26 protein-coding genes and 1 tRNA gene are annotated in these 26,184 nt (G+C 62.3%); 13 read left to right on the top strand and 14 right to left on the bottom strand.

The genetic code is table 11. The features are described 5' to 3' along the window. Positions 1–23 precede the first annotated feature (23 nt). Complete coding sequence (locus tag QUV21_RS10950) at positions 24–962, top strand: AEC family transporter (protein WP_300854875.1); 939 nt, start codon at positions 24–26, stop codon at positions 960–962. Here QUV21_RS10950 and QUV21_RS10945 read toward each other — a convergent pair. The 6 genes from QUV21_RS10945 to QUV21_RS10920 form a co-directional block, all read right to left on the bottom strand. After that, positions 959–1,930: an ABC transporter permease gene (locus tag QUV21_RS10945; protein WP_300854874.1), complete on the bottom strand. Its 972-nt coding sequence runs from the start codon at positions 1,928–1,930 to the stop codon at positions 959–961. The genes QUV21_RS10950 and QUV21_RS10945 overlap by 4 nt on opposite strands. A gap of 13 nt (positions 1,931–1,943) precedes the next feature. Beyond that, complete coding sequence (locus QUV21_RS10940) at positions 1,944–3,197, bottom strand: ABC transporter permease (RefSeq protein ID WP_300854873.1); 1,254 nt, start codon at positions 3,195–3,197, stop codon at positions 1,944–1,946. Positions 3,198–3,262: 65 nt separating this feature from the next. Next, positions 3,263–4,330, bottom strand: coding sequence for an ABC transporter substrate-binding protein (locus QUV21_RS10935; protein WP_300854872.1), 1,068 nt, complete (start codon positions 4,328–4,330; stop codon positions 3,263–3,265). A 54-nt stretch (positions 4,331–4,384) separates the two neighbouring features. After that, a complete protein-coding gene (locus QUV21_RS10930; protein ID WP_300854871.1) occupies positions 4,385–5,485 on the bottom strand; it encodes an ABC transporter ATP-binding protein in 1,101 nt (366 codons plus the stop codon). Positions 5,486–5,786: 301 nt separating this feature from the next. Beyond that, positions 5,787–5,873, bottom strand: a tRNA-Leu gene (locus QUV21_RS10925). Between the two features lie 97 nt (positions 5,874–5,970). Continuing rightward, on the bottom strand, positions 5,971–7,542 hold the full coding sequence (locus QUV21_RS10920; RefSeq protein WP_300854870.1) for a peptidoglycan-binding domain-containing protein: 1,572 nt from the start codon (positions 7,540–7,542) through the stop codon (positions 5,971–5,973). A gap of 100 nt (positions 7,543–7,642) precedes the next feature. Here QUV21_RS10920 and lipB point away from each other — a divergent pair, with 100 nt between their 5' ends. The 4 genes from lipB (at position 7,643) to QUV21_RS10900 (ending at position 11,443) form a co-directional block, all read left to right on the top strand. Next, positions 7,643–8,296, top strand: a complete 654-nt coding sequence (lipB, locus tag QUV21_RS10915; RefSeq protein ID WP_300854869.1) for a lipoyl(octanoyl) transferase LipB — start codon at positions 7,643–7,645, stop codon at positions 8,294–8,296. Positions 8,297–8,399: 103 nt separating this feature from the next. Beyond that, positions 8,400–8,810, top strand: coding sequence for a cytochrome C (locus QUV21_RS10910; protein ID WP_300854868.1), 411 nt, complete (start codon positions 8,400–8,402; stop codon positions 8,808–8,810). Between the two features lie 275 nt (positions 8,811–9,085). Next, positions 9,086–10,768 carry a cytochrome c oxidase subunit I gene (gene ctaD, locus QUV21_RS10905; RefSeq protein ID WP_300854866.1) on the top strand — a complete coding sequence of 561 codons (1,683 nt, stop codon included), beginning with the start codon at positions 9,086–9,088 and terminating at the stop codon, positions 10,766–10,768. 189 nt (positions 10,769–10,957) lie between these two features. Then, positions 10,958–11,443, top strand: a complete 486-nt coding sequence (locus tag QUV21_RS10900) for a DUF2244 domain-containing protein (protein WP_300854864.1) — start codon at positions 10,958–10,960, stop codon at positions 11,441–11,443. Here QUV21_RS10900 and QUV21_RS10895 read toward each other — a convergent pair. Next, complete coding sequence (locus QUV21_RS10895; protein ID WP_300854862.1) at positions 11,435–11,893, bottom strand: GatB/YqeY domain-containing protein; 459 nt, start codon at positions 11,891–11,893, stop codon at positions 11,435–11,437. The two genes, QUV21_RS10900 and QUV21_RS10895, sit on opposite strands and share 9 nt — an antisense overlap. A 184-nt stretch (positions 11,894–12,077) precedes the next feature. On the opposite strand from QUV21_RS10895, the gene carA reads away from it, so the two are divergent. Together carA and QUV21_RS10885 are read left to right on the top strand one after the other, a co-directional pair. Continuing rightward, positions 12,078–13,235 carry a glutamine-hydrolyzing carbamoyl-phosphate synthase small subunit gene (carA, locus tag QUV21_RS10890; RefSeq protein ID WP_300854861.1) on the top strand — a complete coding sequence of 386 codons (1,158 nt, stop codon included), beginning with the start codon at positions 12,078–12,080 and terminating at the stop codon, positions 13,233–13,235. A 157-nt stretch (positions 13,236–13,392) separates the two neighbouring features. Then, positions 13,393–15,174, top strand: coding sequence for a glycosyltransferase (locus QUV21_RS10885; RefSeq protein WP_300854915.1), 1,782 nt, complete (start codon positions 13,393–13,395; stop codon positions 15,172–15,174). Positions 15,175–15,282: 108 nt separating this feature from the next. On the opposite strand, the gene QUV21_RS10880 is transcribed toward QUV21_RS10885, so the two are convergent. Continuing rightward, a complete protein-coding gene (locus QUV21_RS10880) occupies positions 15,283–15,918 on the bottom strand; it encodes a GntR family transcriptional regulator (RefSeq protein WP_300854859.1) in 636 nt (211 codons plus the stop codon). A gap of 96 nt (positions 15,919–16,014) precedes the next feature. On the opposite strand from QUV21_RS10880, the gene QUV21_RS10875 reads away from it, so the two are divergent. From QUV21_RS10875 to QUV21_RS10860, 4 genes are all read left to right on the top strand, one after another. Further along, positions 16,015–16,662: a pyrimidine 5'-nucleotidase gene (locus QUV21_RS10875; protein ID WP_300854857.1), complete on the top strand. Its 648-nt coding sequence runs from the start codon at positions 16,015–16,017 to the stop codon at positions 16,660–16,662. 72 nt (positions 16,663–16,734) lie between these two features. After that, complete coding sequence (locus tag QUV21_RS10870) at positions 16,735–16,995, top strand: hypothetical protein (RefSeq protein WP_300854856.1); 261 nt, start codon at positions 16,735–16,737, stop codon at positions 16,993–16,995. A gap of 76 nt (positions 16,996–17,071) precedes the next feature. Beyond that, positions 17,072–18,295, top strand: coding sequence for a UbiH/UbiF family hydroxylase (locus QUV21_RS10865; protein ID WP_300854854.1), 1,224 nt, complete (start codon positions 17,072–17,074; stop codon positions 18,293–18,295). Positions 18,296–18,554: 259 nt separating this feature from the next. Next, positions 18,555–18,803, top strand: a complete 249-nt coding sequence (locus QUV21_RS10860; RefSeq protein ID WP_300854853.1) for a hypothetical protein — start codon at positions 18,555–18,557, stop codon at positions 18,801–18,803. 74 nt (positions 18,804–18,877) lie between these two features. On the opposite strand, the gene QUV21_RS10855 is transcribed toward QUV21_RS10860, so the two are convergent. From QUV21_RS10855 to QUV21_RS10845, 3 genes are all read right to left on the bottom strand, one after another. After that, positions 18,878–20,002, bottom strand: coding sequence for an aminotransferase class V-fold PLP-dependent enzyme (locus tag QUV21_RS10855; protein ID WP_300854851.1), 1,125 nt, complete (start codon positions 20,000–20,002; stop codon positions 18,878–18,880). 75 nt (positions 20,003–20,077) lie between these two features. Continuing rightward, entirely contained in the window at positions 20,078–20,536 is a 459-nt protein-coding gene (locus QUV21_RS10850) for an Lrp/AsnC family transcriptional regulator (RefSeq protein ID WP_300854850.1), read from the bottom strand. Then, a complete protein-coding gene (locus QUV21_RS10845) occupies positions 20,533–20,991 on the bottom strand; it encodes an Lrp/AsnC family transcriptional regulator (RefSeq protein WP_300854849.1) in 459 nt (152 codons plus the stop codon). The genes QUV21_RS10850 and QUV21_RS10845 overlap by 4 nt, the downstream gene beginning before the upstream one ends. A 129-nt stretch (positions 20,992–21,120) precedes the next feature. Here QUV21_RS10845 and ilvC point away from each other — a divergent pair, with 129 nt between their 5' ends. Then, positions 21,121–22,143 (top strand): ketol-acid reductoisomerase, encoded by a 1,023-nt coding sequence (ilvC, locus tag QUV21_RS10840; protein ID WP_300854847.1) that lies wholly within the window; start codon positions 21,121–21,123, stop codon positions 22,141–22,143. A gap of 54 nt (positions 22,144–22,197) precedes the next feature. Here ilvC and QUV21_RS10835 read toward each other — a convergent pair whose 3' ends face one another. Then, on the bottom strand, positions 22,198–23,022 hold the full coding sequence (locus QUV21_RS10835) for a c-type cytochrome (RefSeq protein ID WP_300854844.1): 825 nt from the start codon (positions 23,020–23,022) through the stop codon (positions 22,198–22,200). Positions 23,023–23,300: 278 nt separating this feature from the next. Here QUV21_RS10835 and QUV21_RS10830 point away from each other — a divergent pair, with 278 nt between their 5' ends. Further along, on the top strand, positions 23,301–23,852 hold the full coding sequence (locus QUV21_RS10830; RefSeq protein ID WP_300854843.1) for a hypothetical protein: 552 nt from the start codon (positions 23,301–23,303) through the stop codon (positions 23,850–23,852). Here the strand turns inward: QUV21_RS10830 and glmM are convergent. Both glmM and folP read right to left on the bottom strand, forming a co-directional pair. Continuing rightward, positions 23,807–25,150, bottom strand: coding sequence for a phosphoglucosamine mutase (gene glmM, locus QUV21_RS10825; RefSeq protein WP_300854841.1), 1,344 nt, complete (start codon positions 25,148–25,150; stop codon positions 23,807–23,809). The genes QUV21_RS10830 and glmM overlap by 46 nt on opposite strands. Further along, positions 25,147–26,166, bottom strand: a complete 1,020-nt coding sequence (gene folP / locus QUV21_RS10820; protein ID WP_300854840.1) for a dihydropteroate synthase — start codon at positions 26,164–26,166, stop codon at positions 25,147–25,149. The genes glmM and folP overlap by 4 nt, the downstream gene beginning before the upstream one ends. Positions 26,167–26,184 lie beyond the last annotated feature (18 nt).

The following is a 26,184-nucleotide window of genomic DNA, read 5'->3' as shown; positions in this document are numbered from 1 at the left end:
GAAACCCCCGCTCTGCGGATCAATTGAGCGCGCTCCTCGACGTCATCCTCCCGGTCTTCCTGATCATCGGCTTCGGCTACGCCGCCGCAAAACGGGGGCTGTTCGGCGAAAGTGCCGTGGACGGGGTGATGCGCTATGCGCAGAACTTTGCCGTGCCGTGCCTGTTGTTTCGGTCCATCGCCGGGCTTGACCTTGGATCGGCCTTCAACCCGGCGCTGATGCTGTCATTCTACATCGCAGCCTTCGCAAGTTTTGCTGTCGGCATGACCGGCGCGCTTGTGGTCTTCAAGCGGCCCCTGACCGATGCTGTGGCGATCGGCTTTGCCTGCCTGTTTTCAAACTCGCTCCTCCTTGGTCTGCCGATCACCGAACGCGCCTTCGGCTCCGGGGCGTTGGTCGGCAATTACGCCATCATCTCGATCCACGCGCCGTTGTTTTACGCCTTCGGGATTGCGATGATGGAATGGGCGAGGGTGCGCGGCTATGGGGTGTCACCCGGGTCGTTGAGCCTCAAGATCGGCCGGGCGATCGGCACCCAGCCCCTTGTGATCGGCATCGCGCTTGGCTTTGTGGTCAATCTGGCGGGCTTGGGGCTTTACGCCCCTCTGTCCGCCGCCGTCGACATGATCGCCTCTACCGCGATCCCGACTGCGCTTTTTGGCCTTGGGGGTGTCCTTGTCCGTTACCGGACCGAAGGCGACCGGGCGACCATTGCAATGATCTGTGGCTGTTCGCTGATCCTGCACCCGGGGCTGACATGGCTTCTGGGCCAGCATGTTTTCGATCTGGACCGTGACGGGATGCGGTCAGCCGTTGTCACTGCCGCGATGGCGCCGGGGGTCAATGCCTACATGTTCGCCCATCTCTTCGGGGTGGCCAAACGGGTCAACGCCTCGGCGGTGCTGGTGGCAACGGCGCTGTCCATCGTGTCGGTCTGGGGCTGGTTGCAGATCCTGCCTTAGCGGCCCGTCACCCCCCGCAACCGGTCTGACCGGCGGCGCAGCAATTCCACCGTCGCCAGAAGCAGGGTCGAGATCACCACCAGGATCGTCGCCACCGCCAGAATGGCCGGGCTGATCGCCTCGCGGATACCGTTGAACATCTGCCGCGGGATGGTTTGCTGGTCCGGCCCGGCGATGAACAGGACCGCGACCACCTCGTCAAACGAAGTGACGAAGGCAAAGAGCGCGCCCGAAATCACCCCCGGCAGGATCAGCGGCATGATCACCTTGAAAAACACCGTGCGCGGGTTCGCCCCCATCGATTGCGCGGCGCGGATCAGGGACTGGTCAAAGCCCGATAACGTGGCCGTCACCGTAATGATGACAAAGGGAATGCCAAGGACGGCATGGGCGACGATCACCCCAAGGTGCGAGTTTGCAAGGCAGCCCTTTTCCGACAGGAAAAGCCCCACCGTCGACTCCAACGCGCCTCCGGGCGGCACGCAGGCCTGGGCGTAGAAAAAGCTCATGCCGACCGCGATGATGATGATCGGCACGATCATCGGCGAAATCAGCAGCGCCATGATCAGCCGGCGATAAGGCATTTCCGGCCGCGACAGCCCCAGCGCTGCGATGGTACCCAGAGTGGTCGCCAGAATGGTCGCCCAAAGCCCGACCCAGAACGAGTTCTTGGCCGCCTGTACCCATGTCGCCCGTTCCCAGACCTGGCTCCACCACAGTGAATCGCGTGGCCCATCAGCGTTCGGGTGGCCAAGGGTCAGAAGCGCGTCATACCAGCGCGTGCTGTAGCCATCGGGATCGAAGGTCAGCATCCGTTCGGTAAAGGTGAAATAGGGCTCGGCGTTGAACGACAGCGGAATGACCACAAGGATCGGCGAGATCAGGAACACGAAGATCAGAACGCAGATCACCCGGTAGGTGTAATACCATACGCGTTCCAGCGGCGAGGCATAGGTTGGCAGGGCCATCGGTTCCGTCTCCTCAGCCGAACTTCAGGCGGTCGATGCCGACGAGCCGGTCATAAATCCAGTAAAGCGCCAGGATCGCGGCCAAGAGCATCGCGGCAATGGCTGCGGCCAATGACCAGTTCGACTTCGACATGTGGAACGCGATCAGGTTGGAAATCAGCTGGCCATCCGCGCCGCCGACAAGTGCAGGCGTGATGTAGTAGCCAACCGCAAGAATGAAGACCAGAAGCGACCCCGCCGCAATTCCGGGCAGCGTCTGCGGCAGGTAGACCCGGCGGAAGGTCGTCCAGGACGTCGCACCAAGGCTGCGGGCGGCACGGGCGTAGCTTGGCGGGATCACCTTCATCACCGAATAGAGCGGCAGGATCATGAAGGGCAGAAGCACATGGGTCATCGCGACGATGGTACCGGTCATGTTGTACATCATCGACAACCGACCCTTGTCATCCACCAGCCCCATGGCAACAAGCATGTTGTTGACCACACCCTGTTCCTGCAACAGCACGATCCACGAGGTCGTGCGCACCAGAAGCGAGGTCCAGAACGGCAACAGCACCAGAATCATCAAGAGCGCAGATTTTGCCATCGGCAAGGTTGCCAGCAGGTGCGCGACCGGAAAGGCCAGAAGTAGGCACAACACCGTGATGATGCCAGAGATCAGGAAGGTCTTGAAGAACAGGTAAAGATAGATCCGCTCCTTGTCCTCGCCCCGCGCCCAGCCTTCATCCGTCAGCTTGCGGTCGGCGGCCACCAGATAGAATTCCGGCGTGTAGACATGGCTGGCCGATTCCATCCCACGCCAAAGCGCCGGACTGCCCCATTTGGCATCGGCGGCAAGAAGCGCCTCCTTGAAGGGGGGCTGAAGGTCGGCTGCGGCGCGGGCGCCAGCCTTGAACAGGCTGATCGTGCCGGAAACGGAATAATTGACCCGGGTTCCGGCAATGCCGGTGGTCCGTTCAACCTGCATTCGCGCCAGATCATCGACCAGCGCGGCATAGGCCGCCTCGGGTGGATCGGCGGGATCAAAGCCGGGGTTTTCCGCGAACCATGCCCGCAGCGCCGGGGCGGAATTGGCAAAGCCGTCATGTTCGAAGGACCGTTTCAGCATGTAGCCGATCGGCACAAGGAAGGTCAGCAGGACAAAGGCCAGCAGCGGCAAGACCAGCAGGAAGGCCCGGCGCTTGGCGCGGACCTGCGCCTCGGCAAGAGCTGCCTTCAGCGGGCGGCCATCGGCAGTAGTCAGAAGTGTCGGGGTCGCCTCGGCCATCGGCTTTTGTCTCTTTTATAAGCAGGAACCGGGCGCGAGGTGACCTCGCGCCCGGGTATTTGCGATTACTGCGCCAGCCAGGCCTGGAAGCGCTCATTCAGTTCCGAGTCGAAGTCGACCCAGAAGTCGGCCGAGGTTTCAAGCGCGTTGGTCAGGTTCTCCGGTGCGGTCGGAAGGTGCGGCGCCATCACGGTCTTGCCATCCTTGAAGATGATCTCTTCCAGCATCGACGACTTGCGGGCCGGACCGTAAGAGATCTGCTGGGCCGAAGCGCGCAGACCTTCGGTCGAGGTGGCGAAGGCAATGAATTCCATCGCATCAGCCATGTTCGGGGCGCCCTTCGGCACGACAAACATTTCGTTCTCGTAGATCTGGCCGTCCCAGACGATTTCGAAGGGCTTGCCCTCGTTCTGAGCAGCGGCGAAGATCCGGCCGTTGTAGGCGGTGGTCATCACGACCTCGCCATCAGCGAGAAGCTGCGGAGCCTGGCTGCCGGCTTCCCACCAGACGACCTGATCCTTGATAGTGTCAAGCTTGGCAAAGGCACGGTCCACACCTTCGGGGGTGCGCAGCAGGTCGTAGACTTCGGCCGCCGGCACGCCATCGCCCATCAGCGCCAGTTCCAGCACCGCCTTGGCACCCTTGCGCAGGCCGCGCTTGCCGGGGAACTTCTCCAGGTCGAAGAAATCGGCAACCGAGGTCGGGCCTTCGGGCAGCTTGGAGCTGTCATAAGCGAAGACGTTCGACCAGATGTCGGTCGACACGCCGCATTCGGTCACAGCGCCGGGAAGAAAGTCTTCGGCCGCCGGGGTGCCATCAGCGCCGGCGGGCAGCAAGGACATATCGATTGGTTCCAGAACGCCCTCGTCGCAAAGGCGGATCGCGTCGGCATATTCCAGCGACGCGACGTCGATCGTCACGTTGCCGGATTCGACCATCGCCTTGATCGGGGTTGCCGGGTTGTCGCTGTCCACCATGATCGTGGCTTTGCCAGTGGCGGCGACGAAGGGCTTCACGAAGGCTTCGGTCTGGGCTTCGCCGTAAGCGCCGCCCCAGGACATCACCGTGATGTCTGCATTGGCGGCAAAGCCAAAGCTGACAAGCGAGGTTGTCAGGATCAGAGTCTTTTTCATTGTAGTCTCCCTGTGTTGGATCAGTTCAGTTCGGGCCGGTCGTCAGGCCCGTCATCAAGGGTCAAGCGCGCGGGCATCCTGGGGATGCCAGCCCACCTTGATCTTCTGGCCGGCGGTCAGACGGGTCTGCCCCAGCGTATTGCGCATTTTCATCACGAAATCATCGGACCCAGCCACCCGCAAGACGGCGCGCAGGATATCGCCCATGTAGATCACTTCCACCACCTCGGCTTCGATGGTGTGGGCGCCCTCGGGCATCATCTCGGGCTTGAATTCCACCCGCTCTGGGCGGATGGAGACCAGCGTCTGCTGCCCCTTTTCCTTGATATTCACGGCAGTCGCGTCGATCAACTCTCCGGTGCGCAAACGGACCAGCGCCTTGTCGCCCGTCAGTTCCTCGATGGTGCCAAGAAGCTTGTTGTTCTCGCCGATGAACTGGGCAACGAAGCTGTTTTCGGGGCGTTCGTAAAGATCGGCCGGGGGGGCAAGCTGCTGGATCTTGCCATCGTTGAACACAGCCACGCGGTCAGACATCGTCAGCGCCTCGCCCTGGTCGTGGGTGACGTAGACCACTGTAATCCCAAGATTTTCGTGCAGGTGCTTGATCTCGAACTGCATGTGTTCGCGCAGCTGCTTGTCCAGCGCGCCCAAGGGTTCGTCCATCAAGACCAGCGCGGGATCGAACACCAGCGCCCGGGCAAGGGCGATGCGCTGCTGCTGGCCACCGGAAAGCTGGGCCGGGCGGCGGTTGATGAAGCTGAACATCTGGACCATGTCCAGCGCGCGCTTGACCTTTGCCTCTCGGTCGGATTTCGACATGCCCCGCACTTCCAGCGGGAAGGCAAGGTTTTCGCCTACTGTCATGTGCGGAAACAGCGCGTAGTTCTGAAAGACCATCCCGATGCCGCGCTTGTGCGGCGGCACCTGATTGATCGGCCTGCCATCCAGCCTGATTTCGCCACTGGTCGCGGTCTCGAACCCCGCCAGCATCATCAGACATGTGGTCTTGCCCGAACCCGAAGGCCCAAGCATGGTCAGAAACTCACCCTTGGCGATGGAAAGATTCAGATCCTTCACCACAAGGCTTACGCCATCATAGCTTTTCTGAACGTGATCAAACGCGACGTAAGCGTCGTTTCGGGGCTCAACCGTCACCCGTGTCTCCCTGTTTTACGTGACGCTTTGCGTCTTCTTTTCTGCGTAAACTAAAACGAAAGGCCGCCGCCTTTGCAACGCACAATCCCGCTTTTCGCACAACAAACCGGAAGTGCAGGAAAATCGGGCAGGATCGCCCGCCATTGCCGGTCATTTGAACGGAAATCGACGGTCAGGCAGGAAAGTTTCCGACCTGTGGGACACGAAATGCGCCGCGCGCCGCAAAAGTGCCGCCAAGCGGTAAAAAATGCGAAGGACGCGAGGTTGCCCCCGCGTCCTTTGCTTGTCGTCCGGCAGAACCTGGTGCGGATGAAAAGACTCGAACTTTCACTCCGGTTAAGGAACAGCGACCTCAACGCTGCGCGTCTACCAATTCCGCCACATCCGCATGAGGCTCTACCGTGGACGAGCGCTGTCTAGCGGCAGTCGCAGGCGATGAAAAGGGGGATTCTCATCCCCCCTTCACGAAGTCGGTCCCAAATGCATCAGAAGCTGGAGAAGATCAGGAACGGCAACCGCGCCGCCATGATTGCGGCCTGCGCCCCGGCGTTGACCACGGATGTATCCTGCGCCCCGGGCTGTTGATCAGCCATGACGACGGCCACCGATTCTTCGATCAGTTCGGGTTCCGGGACAACGACCGGAACGGCCTCGACAATCTCGACTGGCGCGGATTCGGCAGGCGCCACAGCTTCGGGGGCCGGAGCGACATCGAACAGCGGAAGGGCCGCTTCCTGCACATTGGCTTCCGGCACAAGCTCTGCGGCACGGCCATTGATCGTATAGGCGGCCTTGCGGATCAGGCTGTCACGCCCGGGAAGGCCCGGGGCCACGACCATCTGCCCCTGCCCCATTGCATCAAGCGATATCTGATACCAATCCATCGCCAGATCGGGCCGTTCGGTCGCGCCAAACCCCCGGGCAAGGTGATGGCCCGGATATTCAGCATAGCCGCGTTCCCCCATCGCGACGAGAAGAAGCGACGACCCGATCGCCACATTCATGTCATCCTGCGCATAGCCCACCCCAAGACAGACCTTGGCGGTGCCGGACAACTGGGCCGGCGACATGCCAGAGGACAGGATGAACCCTTCAACCCCGGACAAGACGGCATCAGCCGGTTTCAGCGAAAGGGCGGCAACATGGTCCTTCAGGACAGGACCGAAGGCCGCGCATTGTTCGGCGATCTGGGCAGGGGTGAAACCGGCGATCTGGGCCGTCAGTTCGCTGCCCCGGGCCATGGCATAGCTGCGGGCAAGGCAAAACTGTTCGCCCAGCGCGAAACTTGCGTCCTGCATGCCGTCGGTCGTGGTCATACCGCCATTTGCCGCGGTGGTCAGGCTGATGGCATTGCATTCGGCGGCGAGCGACCCTTTGGCACCTGCGGGGTTCATGAAAGACGGCAACGCGGGCGCTACTGCCGTGGCCGCCATGACCTCGGGTTCCGGCTCGGGCGCGGTGGCCACCTCTGGCGCTTCGGAGACAAGCGCCGGCAAAGTTGCAAGCGTAGCCGCGGCACCTGAGCCGGGCAGAGGCTGACCCGGAACACCAGCCATTTCGTCACGCTGGGCAATAAGAACCGCCTTCAGCCCGTAGACGCTGCCTGCCACGGCAGAGGCAATCACCGGGCCGCCCGCCACGGCACGGTGGTAAGAGGTGACAAGAATTGTGCGTTCATGTTCGCTCAGTTCCCCCGTCGCGGGATAACCGATAAAGGCCTGATACTCCCTGATCGCCGCCCGCGATTTCGGGCCGATCGCGCCATCGGGCGTGCCGACCGGATAGCCGAAGTAGTTCAGCGCGGTCTGAACCTCCCGGTTCGCTTCGCGCTGCGCGGCAGACATCGTGGGTTTGGTCGACTTGGTGGCCGACTTGGTCGATTGCGCTGACTTCTTCTTGTTGTTCTCATTGGTGACGGCGCTGCCGATGATGCCACCGATAAGCGCACCGGCGATGAAATCCTTGCCATCGGCCAAGGCCGGGGCTGACAAGGGGGACAGTGGCGTCAGCGCGACGGATGCCATCAGCGCGGTGGTTGCAATTGCCTTGACCTTCATCACATCTCTCCGAAAAGGGTAGGGTTCAAACTACGTAAAGTGTAACACGGCTTTGCCGTGGCGGAAGGCAGGAATTCCGCAACAAAGGGGGTGGTTGGTGGTGGACTGGCGGCTGATTCCGGGGCTTTCGCCCTATCTGGAGACCGTGACCGCCATGGAGGCCCATGTCGCCGCGATGAACGAAGGCCGCGCCGGCGAGGCGATCTGGCTTCTGGAACACCCGCCGCTCTACACGGCTGGCACCTCGGCGAGGGTCGAGGATCTGGTGCAGCCGGACCGTTTTCCGGTCTATCCGGTCGGGCGTGGCGGGCAATATACCTATCACGGGCCGGGGCAGCGCGTGGTCTACTGCATGCTGGATGTAAAGGCACGCGGGCAGGACGTGCGCTGCTTTGTCCGAGAGTTGGAACGCTGGGTGATCGACACCTTGGCCGAGTTCAACGTGACCGGCGAAATCCGGCAGGGCCGCGTCGGCGTCTGGGTGCAGCGCCCGGACAGGCCGGGACCGGATGGCCAGCCCACGGAAGACAAGATCGCTGCCATTGGCATCAAGCTGCGCCGCTGGGTCAGCTTCCACGGCATCTCGATCAACGTGGAACCCGACCTGTCGCATTTCGACGGAATCGTACCGTGCGGAATCCGGGAACATGGGGTCACAAGCCTTGTGGATCTTGGTCTGCCAGTGACGATGGCCGACCTTGACGCCGCGCTGATGGCCACACTTTCCAAGCGGTTTCAGGGGGTCTGCCCGTAGCATGTTGCCGCATATCCTGCGGTTGCTATTGCATAACAGACCCGTTTTTCCCCATGTTGACCGGTAAGCAGCGACTCGTTGCTCCGTGACATGCGAGGACATAATGACGAAATTCATCCTTCTGGCCGCCACCGTCGTCGCGCTTGGCGCCCCGGCTTTCGCTGCGGACCCTGCGGCGGGCGAAGATGCGTTCAAGAAGTGCAAGGCCTGCCATTCGGTCGTGGCCCCCGACGGCACCGAGATTCAGAAGGGTGGCCGCACCGGTCCGAACCTTCATGGCGTGATCGGGCGCGCCATCGCGTCAGACCCGGACTTTCGCTATGGCGACTCACTTGCCGCCCTTGGTGCCACAGGCGCTGTCTGGGACGCAGCAAGTTTTGCCGCCTACACGGCTGACCCGGCGGGCTATCTGAAATCTGCACTGGGTAATGACGGGGCCAAGTCGAAGATGTCCTTCAAGCTCGCGTCGGGCGGTGAGGATATTGCGGCCTACCTCACATCGGTTTCTCAGTAATCAGCGGTCAGGCAACCTGAACGCTTTCGGGCGCGCCCCTTGCCGGGGACGCGCCCGAAGTGATTCCATCCGCGGCTTTGTTCCCGATCGGACCGGGCATGATCCGGGCATGATCCGGGTAGCCACGTCAGGCAAGTTTTCTGCCCCCTGCGGCAAAGTCATGCATTGCGACAACGGTCCGGCACGATTAAAGACGGGGATACAAGGGAACCGGGCGGGCCGTCTTTCGGTCCGTCAACCGGCATGACGCAATAAGACCAAAGCGGGAGACGCCAATGGCGGACGCAGCCATCCACGGCCATGAGCACCACAAACCCGGGTTCTTTACCCGCTGGTTCATGTCGACAAACCACAAGGACATCGGGATTCTCTACCTGTTTGCCGGTGGGCTTGTCGGCCTGATCTCGGTCATCTTCACCGTCTACATGCGGATGGAGCTGATGGAGCCGGGCGTTCAATACATGTGCCAGGAAGGCATGCGCCTGACGGCCGCCGCCGCTGGCGATGTCTGCACCCCGAACGGCCATATCTGGAACGTGACCGTGACGGCCCACGGCATCCTGATGATGTTCTTCGTGGTCATTCCCGCGCTGTTCGGCGGTTTCGGCAACTATTTCATGCCGCTGCAGATCGGTGCGCCGGACATGGCGTTCCCGCGGATGAACAACCTGTCGTTCTGGCTGTTCATCGCCGGCACCTCGCTGGCTGTGGCCTCGCTCTTTGCCCCCGGTGGCGGTGGTGACCTTGGCACCGGTTCGGGCGTGGGCTGGGTGCTTTACCCGCCGCTATCGACCACCGCCGAAGGCGGTTATGCGATGGACCTTGCGATCTTCGCGGTCCACCTGTCGGGTGCCTCGTCGATCCTTGGTGCGATCAACATGATCACCACCTTCCTGAACATGCGCGCGCCGGGCATGACCATGCACAAGGTGCCGCTGTTTGCCTGGTCGATCTTCGTGACCGCGTGGCTGGTCCTGCTGGCGCTGCCGGTGCTGGCCGGTGCGATCACCATGCTTCTGACCGACCGCAACTTCGGCACGACCTTCTTCTCGCCCTCGGGCGGCGGTGACCCGGTGCTTTACCAGCACATCCTTTGGTTCTTCGGCCACCCGGAAGTCTACATCATCATCCTGCCGGCCTTCGGGATCATTTCCCAGGTCATCGCCACCTTCTCCAAGAAGCCGATCTTCGGCTACCTGCCGATGGTCTATGCGATGGTGGCAATCGGGGTGCTGGGCTTCGTGGTCTGGGCGCACCACATGTATACCGCCGGTCTCAGCCTGACGCAGCAAAGCTACTTCATGCTGGCCACCATGGTCATCGCGGTGCCGACCGGCATCAAGGTGTTCTCGTGGATCGCAACGATGTGGGGCGGCTCGGTAGAGTTCAAGACACCGATGCTTTGGGCCTTCGGCTTTCTGTTCCTGTTCACCGTCGGTGGCGTGACCGGGATCGTGCTTTCCCAAGCGCCGGTGGACCGGGCCTATCATGACACCTACTATGTCGTGGCCCACTTCCACTATGTGATGTCGCTTGGCGCCGTGTTCGGGATCTTCGCCGGGGTTTACTTCTGGATCGGCAAGATGTCGGGACGGCAGTATCCGGAATGGGCGGGCAAGCTGCACTTCTGGATGATGTTCATCGGCTCGAACCTAACGTTCTTCCCGCAGCACTTCCTTGGACGTCAGGGCATGCCGCGCCGCTACATCGACTACCCCGAGGCGTTCGCCTACTGGAACTGGTTCTCGTCCATCGGTGCGTTCATCTCTTTCGCCTCCTTCGTGTTCTTCATCGGGATCGTGGTCTACACACTTCGTTGGGGCCAGCGCGTGACCGAAAACAACTACTGGAACGAATACGCCGACACGCTGGAATGGACCCTGCCTTCGCCGCCGCCCGAGCACACGTTCGAGCAGCTGCCAAAGCGCGAAGACTGGGACAAGAGCCACGCCCACTAAGGCGCAGCATACAGACCAAGAGGCCCTGGGATATGTCCCGGGGCCTTTTGCATTTGGGCGCAACTCCCACAAGCCTGCACTGATGACGCAAGCAAAAGCGGCGGCGCATGCGGCATCAGGGGGCATTTACCCTGCAAACTCCTGCGCTATTTTCCGCGATCACAGCAAACATGGCTCAAGTCCTGCACCATGCCCTACGAATGGATCCCCGCCCCGGCCGACCGTCAGCGCCTGCATCTGTGGCCACACAGATCGCTGACCCAGCGCGGCTTTGTCTGGTTCGTCGGTGGCACGGCCGCACTGATCACGGTGCCACTGGTCGGCGTGCTGGGGTCACCCGTGGTCTGGGCGCTGTTGCCGTTTCTTCTGGGGACAATCTGGGCCATCTGGTTTGCCCTGCGCAAGAACGGCCGCGACCGCGATATCGTCGAGGATCTGACCCTGTCGCCCGATCACGTCACCCTGACGCGCCACGGCCCCAAGGGCGAGCGGCAGGACTGGGAAGCAAACCCCTACTGGCTGCGCGTGACGCTGCACCCCACCGGTGGGCCGGTGCCGAACTACCTGACCCTGAAGGGCGAGGGGCGAGAGGTGGAACTGGGCGCGTTCCTGTCCGAGGAAGAACGTATCGCCCTAAGCCGTGACTTGAGCGAAAGACTGGCCGCGCTACGCTAGCCGCCCCTTGACCAGCGCGCCGACCGCGCCGAAATCCATCTGGCCGGTATACTTGCCCTTCAGCGCAGCCATGACCTTGCCGCAGTCCCGGATGCTGGCCGCCCCGGTTTCAGCCACGGCGGCAGCGATGGCGGCGTCAATCTCTTCGTCCGAAAGCTGGCGCGGCAGGAATTCCTGAATCACGCCGATTTCGGCCAGTTCCTTTTCCGCCAGTTCCAATCGGCCACCCTCTTCGTAGGCGCGGGCGGATTCCTGACGTTGCTTGACCATCTTGCCCATGATCTGAAGGATTTCAGGCTCACCAACCTCGCCTGCGTCGGCTTCGCCACGCAGGGCAATCTCGCGGTCCTTGATGGCGGCGTTGATCAGGCGAAGGGTAGACAGGCGATCTGCCTCTTTCGCTTTCATCGCGTCCTTCAAGGCCGCTTGCAAACGGTCTCGTAGCAGCATCGGTCATCCATCCCCATGGTTTTTCCCCGAAGTTCGCACCATAGCTTGAACCCCCGCCAACCGCAACCGGGGCCATCTTTTGCAAGCCTTTGTTTTTTAAACACAAAGCTTTTGTCACGCAGCCTTGACCCCACGCGGCCCTGCCCTTAGGTTCGCGCCAATTTGCCGAAGATGGAGTCGTGTCATGCCTGCACCGCAGAAGCCTACCGCCTGCCTTGCACTTGCCGATGGCACGCTGTTTTACGGGCACGGCTTCGGTGCCACGGGTGAGACGATCGCCGAACTGGTGTTCAACACCGCGATGACCGGCTATCAGGAAATCATGACGGACCCGTCCTATGCGGGTCAGGTCGTGACCTTCACCTTCCCCCATATCGGCAACACTGGCGTCACGCCCGAAGACGATGAGACGCAGACCCCCTCCGCCGCCGGAATGGTCGTCAAATGGGATCCGACGGAACCCTCGAACTGGCGCGCGACCGGGAATCTGACCGCCTGGCTGACCAAGATCGGCCGGATCGGCGTGGGCGGGATAGACACCCGCCGCCTGACCCGGGCCATCCGCCAGCAAGGCGCGCCGCATGTGGCACTGGCCCATGACCCCGAGGGCAGGTTCGATATCGAGAAGCTGGTCGCCAAGGCACGGGCGTGGAAAGGTCTTGTGGGTCTTGATCTGGCCAAGGACGTGACCTGCGCCCAAAGCTACCGCTGGGATGAAAAGCGCTGGGCCTGGCCGGAAGGCTATACCCGGCGCGAAGGTCCGGGCCTGCGCGTCGTCGCCGTGGATTACGGCGCGAAACGCAACATCCTGCGCTGCCTTGCCTCGGTTGGCTGTGAAGTGACCGTTCTGCCCGCCACCGCCACCGCCGAAGACGTGCTGGCCCTGAACCCCGAAGGCGTATTCCTGTCGAACGGCCCCGGCGACCCGGCAGCGACGGGGGCCTATGCGGTGCCGATGATTCAGGACGTGCTGGCCAGGAACCTGCCGGTCTTCGGCATCTGCCTTGGCCATCAGATGCTGGCCCTGGCGCTTGGTGCCAAGACACGCAAGATGAACCACGGCCACCACGGCGCTAACCACCCGGTGAAGGATCTGACCACCGGCAAGGTTGAAATCACCTCGATGAACCATGGCTTTACCGTGGACGCCGACACCCTGCCCGCTGGCGTGGTGATGGAAACCCATGTCAGCCTTTTTGACGGCACCAACTGTGGCATCGCCATGGTGGATCGGCCGGTGTTCAGCGTACAGTACCACCCCGAGGCCAGCCCCGGCCCGCAGGACAGCTTCTACCTCTTTGAACGCTTCGCAGCTGCGATGCAGGCGCGCCGCGCCGCCTGAAGCCCTGTTAACATCGCATTAACCCGGCGGGCGCATGCTGCGCATTTGGCAATGGCCAGGGGCAGCGCATGGCAAGGGCAGAGCGTCAGATCTTCGCAGAGGCAGCGGTTGGGCAAACCAGCCCACTCCGCGCAGACTTGCCCTCGGGGCAGAACTCCTGCGGACCGGGGCGGTGTCAGCCGATGACATTGTCTCGGCATTGGCGCATCAGGGGCGCGAAGCAGGACGGCTGCCTGAAGTGCTGCGCGCGCGAGGCCTTGTCGTCGAACGCGATCTTCTGGATGTCGAGGCGCGCAATTGGGGGATCCGGGTCATCGACCTTGCCGCCACCCTGCCCGACCCGCGCCTGATTGATGCTGTGGGCGCGGCAGATTGCCTGCGCTACGATCTTGTGCCTTGGCGGCAGGTAGGGGGCGTCACCGTGGTCGCGCTGTCACGCCCGGAAATGTTTCGCCAACTTCGCCCGATGCTGGAGGCGCGCCTTGGCCCGGTCAGTGCCGGGCTGGCCTCTGAACGTGCAATCGTCGCGGCCATCCATGCCTGTCGCGGCCCACGCCTTGCCCAGGCCGCCGAAAACCGGGTTTCCGCAGCGGAAAGCTGCCGGGGGTGGCCCAAGATCTCTCGTGCGCCACGAATTCTGACCGGCATCGTCGCGGGGTTGAGCCTTGCCCTTGCAGCGCCTGTTGGCTTCGGGCTGGCGGTCGTGGCATTTGCGCTGGTTTCTCTGGCGCTGATCGTCGGATTGAAGTTCGCCGCTACGCTGGCAGCGCTGATTCCACCTGCCGTTGAAATCGGACCGGCGCCGGATGGCATCCCGCCCATCGTTTCAATCATCGTTGCGCTCTACCGCGAAGGTGACATCGTCGGCCGGCTGGTGCGCAGGCTGGCGCGGCTGGACTACCCCGAGGAATTGCTGGATGTCATCCTTGCGGTTGAAGCAGACGACCATGTCACGCGCAACGCCCTAGCCACGGCAGAGCTGCCGCGCTGGATGCGGGTGGTTGTTGTCCCGGAAGGGAAGGTAAAGACCAAACCGCGCGCGCTGAACCATGCGCTTTACTACGCCAAGGGTGCCATCATCGGCGTCTACGACGCCGAAGACGCCCCCGATCCGGATCAACTGCGGCAGGTCGTGGCACGGTTTCACCGGTCCGGCCCCGAAGTTGCATGCCTGCAAGGCGTGTTGGACTATTACAACCCCCGGACCAACTGGCTGTCACGCTGCTTCACTATCGAGTATGCGGGCTGGTTCCGGTTGATACTGCCCGGCATCGCGCGGCTTGGTCTTGTGGTGCCACTTGGTGGCACAACCCTGTTCTTTCGCCGCGAGGTGCTGGAGTCTCTGGGCGGCTGGGATGCCCACAATGTCACCGAAGACGCCGATCTTGGGATTCGCCTTGCCCGCCACGGCTACCGGACAGAGTTGATCGCCACCGTCACCGAGGAAGAGGCGAATTGCCGCGCGTTGCCTTGGGTGAAACAGCGGTCTCGCTGGATCAAGGGTTACATGATGACATGGGCGGTCCACATGCGCGCGCCGGGACTGCTGTGGCGACAGCTTGGCCCACGGGCCTTTCTGGGCTTTCAGGTGATGTTTCTTGGCACGATCGCGCAGTTTCTTCTGGCACCTCTGTTGTTGTCCTTCATGGTTGTGCCTTTCGGCATTGCCCATCCGCTTTTTGACGTCCTGCCCTCGCCCGCCGTATGGACGATGGCAGGGATCTTCATCCTGTCCGAGATTGCGAACCTGATGATCGGCATGATCGGCACCAGCCGGACGCGGCATGGGCTTAGCCTGTGGTGGGTGCCGACAATGAAGCTCTATTTCCCCCTCGCCTCGCTCGCGGCCTACAAGGCCTTGGTTGAATTGGCGACGAAGCCCTTCTTCTGGGACAAGACCACGCATGGGCTGTTCGACCATGTGCCGGAAAAATCCTGACTGAAGCAAAACTGGCTGGCCGAAAAATGGCCAGCTACCGAAGCATGTGCCTCAATCACTTCCGGAAACGGTCGCGGGCTTCGCATCAACTTCTGGCCCAATGGGGCTTCAGCGCAACCGCAATTCACCTGCATCAACCCGAAGCCGGGTTTCAAACGCGCGGCTGATATGCGTCTTAAGCGCCTCGTAGGCGGCGTCGCCATCACCGGCCTCGATCGCAGCGACGATATGGTCATGCTCATCCAGCGCCACCTCATCCCGACCTTCCGCCGCGAATGAGGTATTGGCCATCAGCGCCATCGACCGATGCACCAGATCAAGCTGCTGGACCAGATACCGGTTGTGGCTGGCCAGATGAATCTGCTTGTGAAACCGCTTGTTCGCCCGTGACAAGGCGCGCGGGTCTCCGCCCACCAGCGCCCGATCCTCGGCCACCATGCTGCGCAAGACCCGGACTTCCTCAGGCGTTGCATGCCGGGCCGCCAAACGCGCTGCCAGCCCTTCCAGTTCGGATCGCACCGCGTAAAGTTCGGCCAACTGGTTGTGGTCAAGGCTGGCCACGATCAGGCTGCGCCCGTCGCGCGTCAGCATCGACTGCGTTTCCAACCGCTGCAATGCCTCGCGCACCGGGGTGCGCGAAACCCCGAGCCGTTCCGCAAGTTCGCTTTCAACCAGACGGTCGCCCGGCTTGTAAAGCCCGGCGTCAATCGCCTCGAGGATCAGGGTATAAGCGTCCTTCTGCACCGTCCGGCCTTCCTTTACTGCGCGCCGGACCCTAGCGCGCCGGACGCCCTGCAATCAACCCTTCCCAAGACCCGGCACAGAGGCTAGATCAGGCCCATGCCAGAACAGGATTTCGCACAGGTCACGACTTGGGTCTTTGACCTCGACAACACACTCTATCCCCCACACATGCGCCTCTTTGACCAGATCGAGGTGAAGATGACAGATTGGGTGATGACGGCGCTTAATGTGGACCGCGCCCGGGCCGACCACTTGCGCGCGCATTACTGGCAGACCTACGGCACCACCCTGGCCGGTCTGATGACGGAACACGGCGTCGATCCTGGCCCTTACCTGAACGAAGTCCATGACATCGACTTTTCGGTCCTGGCCCCCGACCCGGACCTTGCGCAGGCCATTCGCGCCCTGCCCGGCAGGCGGATCGTCTATACCAACGCCTGCGCCCCTTATGCCGAAAAAGTCCTTTCCGCCCGTGGCCTTGGCGGGCTTTTTGACGCGGTATACGGGGTCGAGCACGCGAATTTCCACCCAAAGCCCAGCGCCCGCGCCTTTGAGACGGTCTTTGCCCAGGACGGCCTGACCACGGCCGCGGCCGCAATGTTCGAAGATGACGCCCGCAACCTTGCCGTGCCGCATGCCCTTGGAATGCGCACCGTGCATGTGGCCCCCATCCCCGAACCCGCTTCACATATCCATCATCACACCGACGATCTTGCCGGATTCCTGCGTTTGCTTCCGGGGTGACCAAGCGTCGCATCCCCTGACGCAGTCCTGCCGCTGCCCTATCTTGCCGTAAGGACAGCGAAGGATACAGCGATGACCGGACAAAGCCTTGCCAGCAACCATGCCCCAGGGCTTGCCGATCGTGCATGGAACCTGATCCGCGCCTTGCCCGTCATCGGCCGGGTAATCCGCGACATCGAACGCGAGATTGACACGGTCTATTACCTGTTCGTCATTCTGTTGACCGCGCTTGTGCTGGCTGTCCAGGCTTGGGGCCTGCCCGCGCTGGTTGTGACGGCGGTTGCGCTTGTGCCGGTGATCTTTGTCCTTCTGATCTGGGTCACTCTGCCCTGAACGGCTGCCGGGACAACCTGTCCTCTGGCTCATCGCCCACGCTAGGCCTATCCTTGGGGTAATGGAGGCAGCCAGCATGCGCGAGACGACAGATATCCTGATTTCCGGCGGCGGCGTCGCCGGGCTGACGGCGGCAGCGGCCTTGGGCAGCGCGGGCTTTCGCGTAATCTGTGTCGACCCTACCCCCCCTGTGACGACCGCAGAGGATGATAACGCCGATCTGCGGACGACGGCCTTTTTGCAGCCGTCGATTCCGGTTCTTGAACGTGCCGGCCTGTGGGAGCGCCTTCAACCCCATGCCGCACCGCTTCAGGTGATGCGGATCGTCGACGCAGGAGGGGTGGACCCAGTCGCGCGGCTGACCAAGGATTTCAACGCCGCCGATATCTCTGACGCACCCTTTGGCTGGAACCTGCCCAACTGGCTTTTGCGCCGGGAAATGGTCGCGCGGCTGGCTGAACTGCCGAATGTCAGCTTCCGCCCCGGCACTGGTTTTCTGCGGATCTTGCCGCGTGAGACCGAAGCGCTGGTCACCTTGTCGGACGGCAGCCAGATCGCGGCACGGCTGGTCATAGGCGCTGATGGCCGCGCCTCACCGCTGCGTGAGGCGCTCGGGATTGGCGCCCGCACCATGCGCTATGGCCAGAAGGCGCTGGCCTTCGCCGTGGCGCATGACATGCCACATGAAAATGTATCGACCGAAGTTCACCGCTCTGGCGGGCCTTTCACCCTTGTCCCCCTGCCCGACCGAGATGGACAGCCTGCCTCGGCCGTAGTCTGGATGGAAACGGGGCCGGAGATCGCCCGCCTTGCCTCCCTGCCCCAACCTGCTTTCGAGGCTGAAATGACGGCCCGCTCCTCTGGCATCCTCGGGCCATTGCGGCTGATGAGCCGGCGTTCGGTCTGGCCGATCATCAGCCAGATCGCCGACAGCATGTCTGGCCCGCGCGCCATTCTGATGGCCGAAGCCGCCCATGTGGTGCCACCGATTGGCGCACAAGGGCTGAACATGAGCCTTGCCGACCTTGCCTGCCTACTGGAGCTTGCCCAATCCAACGCGCAAGACCCTGGCATCCGTGCTGTTACCGATGCCTATCACCGGCGGCGCCATTGGGAAGTCCAGGCCCGGGTCGCCGGAATCGACCTTCTGAACCGCACGTCGATGGCCTCGGCACCGGGCTTGCGCGACCTGCGGGCAAAGGCGCTGGAAGCATTGTATTCCGCCGGTCCGGTCCGGAAAACCTTGATGCGTGCTGGCCTTGGGGTTCGCAAGGTTGCCCCTGCGGTCGAAAGCCCCTGAAGTTTCGTGCATTTTTGCACATAAGTGCCGCAGTCCCGCCGCTCTGCGTGAGGCACTGAAACATGTGACCGTATTGTAACGGAAGACCCTACTGAACCCGCAGGATTCTGCCTCGTGCGGCTGCAAGACCAGCGGACAGTCACAACTGGGCGGGGGGCAGAGAGCAAGGCGTGATTTTCCATTCCGCGGCCCATGCCCCATCTCTGTTTCACCGCCCCAAGGTAGGGGCGGGCAGAAACCGAAACAAAAGTATTACAACATGAAACGCATCGTTCTTGCCGCTGCTCTGGTCGCCGCCTCTACCGTTGGCACTTTGGCCCAGACAGCTCCAGTCGCCCTGTCCTCGTCCATCCAGTCGCAAATCATGCTGCTGGTTCCGGGTGCTGATCTGTCGAACCTGACCAACTCGCAATATGCGCAACTGGTCACCTTCTTCGGCGACTCGGAAAACCTGCGCACGCGTTCTGGTGCCGCACAGCAGGTCTCCGTGATCCTTGGCGTTCAGTGAGCCTCAACTGAGAGGTCAGAAATGCACAGGTCGGATTCTCGCTTCCGGCCTGTGCATCTTGCAGTCCTGATCGATCAGAGGACAGCATCAACCGCCCGGCGCAGCCGTGCGACGGTCGCAGGAACATCAGCCAGCTTGTCCAAGCCGAAAAGCCCGATGCGGAAAGTGCGGAATTCCAAGCCCTCGCCCACCTGCAACGGCACGCCCGCCGCAATCTGCAACCCTTCCGCCCGGAATTTCGCCCCGCTCTGCACGTCAGCGTCGCTGGTGTAGCTGACCACCACACCCGGTGCCTGGAAGCCTTCGGCGGCGACGGACGGCACGCCCTTTTCCGCCATCATGTCGCGCACCGCCCGGCCAAGCGCCCATTGCGCGGCCTTGGCAGCCTCGAACCCCATTGCCTTGGTTTCCAGCATCGCATCGCGGAATCCCACGATGGCATCGGTCGGCATGGTGGCATGATAGGCATGCCCGCCACCCTCATAGGCCGCCATGATGCTGCGCCATTTCTTCAGGTCGATGGCAAAGGAATTGCTGGTCGTCTCGGCCAGCCGCGCCTCGGCCCGGGGCGACAGCACCACAACGCCGGCTGAAGGTGAAGCCGACCAGCCCTTTTGCGGGGCCGAGATCAGCACATCCACCCCGGTCGTCGCCATATCTACCCAGACGCAGCCGCTTGCGATGCAGTCCAGCACCATCAGCGCGCCCACCTCATGTGCAGCCTCTGCCACCTTGGCGATATAGTCATCCGGCAAGATGATCCCGGCGCTGGTTTCGACATGCGGCGCGAACACGGCTTCGGGCCGCGTCTCATGGATTTTCGCCACGACTTCTTCCACCGGCGGCGGCGCATAGGCCGCCTGCGCGCCATTCCCGGTCTGCCGCGCCATCACGACGGTCGTCTCCTCGGCAAATCCGCCGGCATCAAAGATCTGCGTCCAGCGATAGCTGAACCAGCCGTTGCGCACGACAAGAACCCGGCCCTGTCCGAACTGGCGCGCCACGGCTTCCATCGCGTAAGTGCCGCCACCGGGGATCAGCGCCACGGCCGAGCCCTTGTAGACCTCTTTCAACAAGCCAGACACCTCACGCATCACGCCCTGAAACCGGGCCGACATATGGTTCAGGCTGCGGTCGGTGAAGACGACCGAGAACTCTTCAAGACCGTCAGGGTCGATATGGGCGTGCAGTCCGGGCATGGGCAATTCCTCCTCAACTTGCCCCCAACCTAGCCTATTTGCCCGCTTCTCAAATACTCAATTGCGACATTGCCGCTATCCCAATGGCCCGGGGCGGCGCTCTTCGGTCAAAAGCACGTTGGCTTCCACGTTGCCGACGCCCGGAAGGGTCATGATCCGGCGGCGCAGGACGCGCTCGAAATCAGCGATGTCGCGGGCCACGACGCGCAGGCGATAGTCGAACAGGCCCAGCACATGCTGCACCACCTGAACTTCCGGGATCGCCGTCACCGCGCGCTCAAAGTCTTCAAGGCTGACCCGCCCCTTTGTGGCCAGCTTCACGCCCAGAAACACGGTCACGCCAAAGCCAAGCCGTTCGCGGTCCACCTCGACCCGCTGCCCGGCCAGCACCCGCGCCTCTTCCAAGCGCCGCACCCGGCGCCATGCGGCGGGTTGGCTTATCCCCAGCCGCCGCCCCAGTTCCCCGGCCGAAAGCGCGCCATTGCCACCAAGCTCGCGCAAGATCGCCCGGTCAATGTCATCAAGATCAATCAAAGCGGCAGCCCCCCGCTGTCTTTTATGGTCGCAACCAGCATCAGCGCCTCGACCTCGGCGATATGCGGCAGGGTCAGGATCCGGTCACGGTAGATGCCGGTCCAATGCCCCATGTCGCGCGCCAGAACATTCAGACGCACATCAACGCGGCCAAGGAAGGTTTCGATCCCGATCACCTCTGGCACCTCGCGCGCGGCGGCGATGAATTCGTCAAAGGCGCGCGGGTTGGTCTTGTCGAGGGTGAAGCGCAGGCTGACCTCCACCTCATAGCCAAGCGCGCGCCAGTCGATCACCGCGGTCTCCGACCGGATCGCCCCCGCGCCGCGCAGCCTGTCCAGGCGCCGCCAAAGCGTGGCCGGGGTCACCCCCGCGCGTTCAGCAAGAGCCGCACGTTCCAGCCCCGGTTCGGCCAGCCAGTGCCGCAGGATGCGGCGGTCAGTGTCGTCGATCCGCATGATTTTTTCGTGATATGGTCAAATGGAGAATGCTCCTTCGCACATATGCAGAAAATCGTCAAACATTGCACGAAAGAACCGCCGTTTCGGTCTATTGTGCCGCCATCAACCAACACAAAGGATACGCCCATGCGCGTTTACTATGACCGCGATTGCGATGTGAACCTGATCAAGGACAAAAAGGTCGCCATCCTTGGCTACGGCTCTCAGGGTCACGCCCACGCGCTGAACCTGCGCGATTCGGGCGCCAAGAACGTCGTCGTGGCGCTGCGCCCTGGCTCGGCTTCGGCCAAGAAGTGCGAAGCCGAAGGTCTCAAGGTCATGGACATCGCCGCCGCTGCCGCATGGTGCGACGTGATCATGTTCACCATGCCGGATGAGCTTCAGGCCGAAACCTACAAGAAATACGTTCACGACAACCTGCGCGAAGGTTCGGCCATCGCCTTTGCCCACGGCCTGAACGTGCATTTCGGTTTGATCGAGCCGAAGCCCGGCGTTGACGTCATCATGATGGCCCCAAAAGGCCCGGGCCACACCGTGCGCGGCGAATACACCAAGGGCGGTGGCGTGCCGTGCCTTGTGGCCGTCCATCAGGACGCGACCGGCAAGGCGATGGAAATCGGCCTCTCCTATTGCTCCGCCATCGGTGGCGGCCGGTCCGGCATCATCGAGACCAACTTCCGTCAGGAATGTGAAACCGACCTTTTCGGCGAACAGGCAGTCCTCTGCGGTGGTCTGGTCGAACTGATCCGCATGGGCTTCGAGACCCTCGTGGAAGCCGGCTACGAGCCGGAAATGGCCTATTTCGAGTGCCTGCACGAAGTGAAGCTGATCGTCGACCTGATCTACGAAGGCGGCATCGCCAACATGAACTACTCGATCTCGAACACGGCCGAGTATGGCGAATACGTCTCCGGCCCGCGCATCCTGCCTTATGCTGAAACCAAAGCGCGGATGAAAGAGGTTCTGACCGACATCCAGACCGGCAAGTTCGTGCGTGACTTCATGCAGGAAAACGCCGTCGGCCAGCCGTTCTTCAAGGCCACCCGCCGCATCAACGACGAACACCAGATCGAACAGGTCGGTGAAAAGCTGCGCGCCATGATGCCGTGGATCTCCAAGGGCAAGATGGTCGACAAGGCCCGCAACTGACCCTTCGCAAGATCAAGTCAGGGGGCGTTCATCGCCCCCTGAACCTTTGCCTGGTCAATCGTCAAGCCCGCTTGGCAGGCTTGCGATGTAACGCATGACACTGATCCGATCATCCAGCGAAAACGCGCGAAGGTTGATCATGGCCGCCCCCGGATGGGCGTTCGAGATCTTGTTGTAGACCTCGTCTGGAAGCTCCCTTGCCTCGGTGCCGACGAAATTGTGGTCGTCCCCTGCGCCCCAATCCATTGCCCGCCCGTCAAATCCGTGACAGGCAGCACAGGTTGTCTGGAAAATGGCCCTGCCGCGATCCGTATCGCCAACCCCGGCGATGACGGTGCGCGTGTCATAGTCGATGAAGGCCCGCATATCCGTCAGCCCTTCACTGACAAAATGGGCGACACGAAGCATCTCGTCATCCGTGATCATGTCGGTCGTGTAGGGATGGCTCTCGTTGCGCAAGATCGGCATGATCTCTTCGATTGGCGCACCACGCATCCCCATGATGCCACTTATCCCGGTAAAATGGCTGCCCTGCGAATAGATACCGCCGGCCCCCTGATAATCCCAGCCATGGCATTCCTTGCAGCGCCATGTTCCGGATCCGGTCTGCTGATCATTCACCGACACCGGATAGGCCGGGTTGATCCCGTCCGGCTCGGGGCGATCAAGGGCTTCCCACCAGTTGTCATAGATCCGTCCACCTGCCGCGAGCGTCCATTCCTTTGACGGCACCTGCGGCGATCCGTGAACAAACTCTTGCTGCTGAGCCCCATGCTCTTGAGGCGCGATGGCGCGCAAAGTGTCGGTAAAGCCAGCGTTTGGCGTCGCAAGGATTGCGGCAAGGGCCACTTTAGGCAAGATTTGATGATGTCTCTTCATGTCACTTCCTCCCGTCAAGCCTGAGGTGTTCCACCCGAACCGACCGTCCTCTGTCAGTAGCCAGCAAGGACCGCACCCACCTCTTGATTGGCCTGCACATTCGGAAATTCTCATAGCAGAAGCCGGCAGAACCTTGCCGATCCGCGGGACCGGAAAGCCACTATTGCACTTTGGTTGAGGATCATGCTCCTATGGTTTACACCATCGGAGCATGCGATATGGCCGAGGATTCAATCTCTGGTTTATCTGCGAACCCGACGATACGAAGCACACGCCTGATGCGGCTTGCTTCATCGATCGTATTTGTGTGCGGCCTGATCCTGTTCTTTGACATCGGAGGTGAGCTGCACGCGGCCTTCATCTACCGCGACAGCCTTTCTGTGCTTTCCCTCATGCATGTGGGTACAGAGCTTCTGGCCTCTGTCGCCCTCGCTGCGGCCTTTGTGATCATTCGGCACGAGATCAGGCTTGTCGAACGCATGCGGCATGGCAGCAACCAGAAACTGGCCGCACTGCGCGAGGATTTCGATGGTCTTGTCCGTCAGAAATTCGCCGAATGGAAACTGACACGCTCGGAAGCCGACATCGCCCTTCTGACCTTGCGCGGGTTGAAGATTTCAGAAATTGCAGCCGCGCGCCAAACGCAGATCGGCACGATAAAATCGCAGCTTTCGACAATCTTCCGCAAGTCCGACAAGTGCAGTCGTACCGAATTCGTCGCCAGCTTCATTGATGAGTTTCTGGACTTCGCGGCCGCGCCCCAAGGCCAACAGCCTCGACCAGATCAAACGGCGGCCTCGACCGCGCCCACGATCTCGGCGACCACCTGAAGCAGCATTTCCTCGTCCTCGCATTCCGCCATCACGCGGATCAGGGGTTCTGTCCCGGACTTGCGGATAAGGATGCGGCCAAGCCCCTTGATACGGTCAGTGTTGGCGGCGATGACCTGCTGCACGGCTTTCGCATCCAGGGGCTGTGCGCCGTCCGGGTAGCGGACATTCCTCAACAACTGCGGCACGGTTTCAAAGTTGCGGGTCAAGGTGCTGGCGGGCTGGCCTGTGCGCACCATTTCGGCCAGAAATTGCAGCCCCGCCAGAAGCCCGTCGCCGGTGGTGGCATAATCGGTCATCACGATATGGCCGGATTGTTCGCCGCCAAGGTTGTAGCCGCCGGCGCGCATCCGTTCGACGACATGGCGATCCCCGACCGAGGTTCGTTCCAGACGCAAGCCGCGAGCCTGCAAGAACCGCTCCAACCCAAGGTTCGACATCACTGTCGCGACCAATGCCCCCCCCGCAAGCCGGCCGTCGTCGGCCCAGCGGGCTGCAAGCAAAGCCATGATCTGATCGCCGTCGGCAACGCGGCCTGTCTCATCAAGGATCATCACCCGGTCCGCGTCGCCATCAAGGGCAATCCCAACATGCGCCCCATGCGCCACGACCGCCTCGGCCGCAGTTTCAGGATGGGTCGATCCGCAGCGGTCGTTGATGTTGGTGCCATTGGGCGCGACCCCGACAGCGATCACCTCAGCCCCCAGTTCCCACAGCACTTCGGGCGCAGCCTTGTAGGCGGCCCCGTTGGCACAGTCGATCACGACCTTCAGCCCATCCAGCCGCAAGCCGTTGGGAAAGCTGGTCTTGACGAATTCCTGATACCGGCCCCGGCCATCTTCAATCCGCTTGGCCCGGCCGATGTTTTCGGGCTTTGCCGGCGCGATATCGCCTTCCAGCATCGCCTCGATTTCAGCCTCGGCGGCATCGGACAGCTTGAATCCGTCGGGGCCGAAGAACTTGATCCCATTATCCTGATGCGGGTTATGAGAGGCTGATATCATCACCCCCAGATCGGCCCGCATGCTGCGCGTCAGGTAGCCGACCGCAGGCGTCGGCACCGGCCCCAGCAGAAGGACGTTCATCCCGGTCGAGGTCAGTCCCGCTGTCAGTGCGTTTTCCAGCATGTAGCCCGACAGCCGTGTGTCCTTGCCAATCACCACCCGGTGCGCGGCGCTGCCGTCGCGGCGGAAGTAGCGCCCGGCGGCGGCCCCAAGTTTCAGCGCCAGTTCGGCCGTCATCGGCCAGCTGTTCGCCCGCCCGCGCACACCATCGGTTCCGAAAAGCTTCCGGCTCATGCCAGCACCTCCTGTGGTTCGCCCTGCATCGCTTGCCACAGCAGCAACGCCTGCCGCGTCTCGGCGACATCATGCACGCGGGTAATCTGCACCCCTTGGGCAAAGCCCGAGAGCGCCACGGCAAGCGATCCCGGCATCCGCGCTTCGGCCAGATCGGCACCCCCGATGCTGCCAATGAACCGCTTGCGCGACGCACCAAGCAGGATCGGGCAGCCCAGTCCGTGCAATAGCGACAACCCGCGGATCAGCGCAAGGTTATGCGCGGCAGTCTTGCCAAAGCCGATCCCGGGATCAACGGCAATAGTCTCTTGGTCGATGCCAAGCGCCACGGCCGCCGCAACCCGGGCCGCCAGCGCGTCATAGACATCCAGCAGCACATTCCCATAGTTCGGGTCGTCCTGCATCGTGGCAGGCGCTCCCTGAGCATGCATCAGCACCACCGGGACGCCTTCGCGGGCCACCAGCGGCCCCAGCGCCGGATCAAACCCAAGGGCCGAGACATCGTTGACCAGTGTCGCCCCCGCCGTCAGCGCCGCAGCCGCCACCGGCGCCTTGCGCGTGTCGATGGAAATCGGCCCCTGCACGCCCGCCTTGCGCAGCGCCTCGATCACCGGAACCGTGCGCGCAATTTCGTCTGCCACTTGCACCTCGACCGCGCCGGGCCGGGTGCTTTCGCCACCGATATCGACGATTTCCGCCGCCTTGGCGATCTGGCACCCCTGAGTCAGCGCAGCCGAGGCCGCCACGAACCGGCCTCCGTCGGAAAAACTGTCTGGCGTTACGTTCAGGATGCCCATCAACCGGGGGCGCTCCATCGTCAACCCCGCGAAGGCAGGACGGCGGCCAGTCAGTCGGCGCAGTACCTCTGGCGGGCAATCGGCAGCCGGAATCAGGCGCGGCGCCGCGCTCCGCGACAGCACCTCGACCCGGTCAAACCAGCACCAGCCCCCGGCAAGGGTCAAGGCACCCGCAGGACGCGCGGCATCGGTCATTGCAATCGGTCTGAAATAGTCCATGGCCATCGGATTGGCCGA

This window comes from Tabrizicola sp., from assembly GCF_030373185.1.
Lineage (GTDB): Bacteria > Pseudomonadota > Alphaproteobacteria > Rhodobacterales > Rhodobacteraceae > Tabrizicola.
This window is presented reverse-complemented; position numbering and strand designations above follow the sequence as displayed.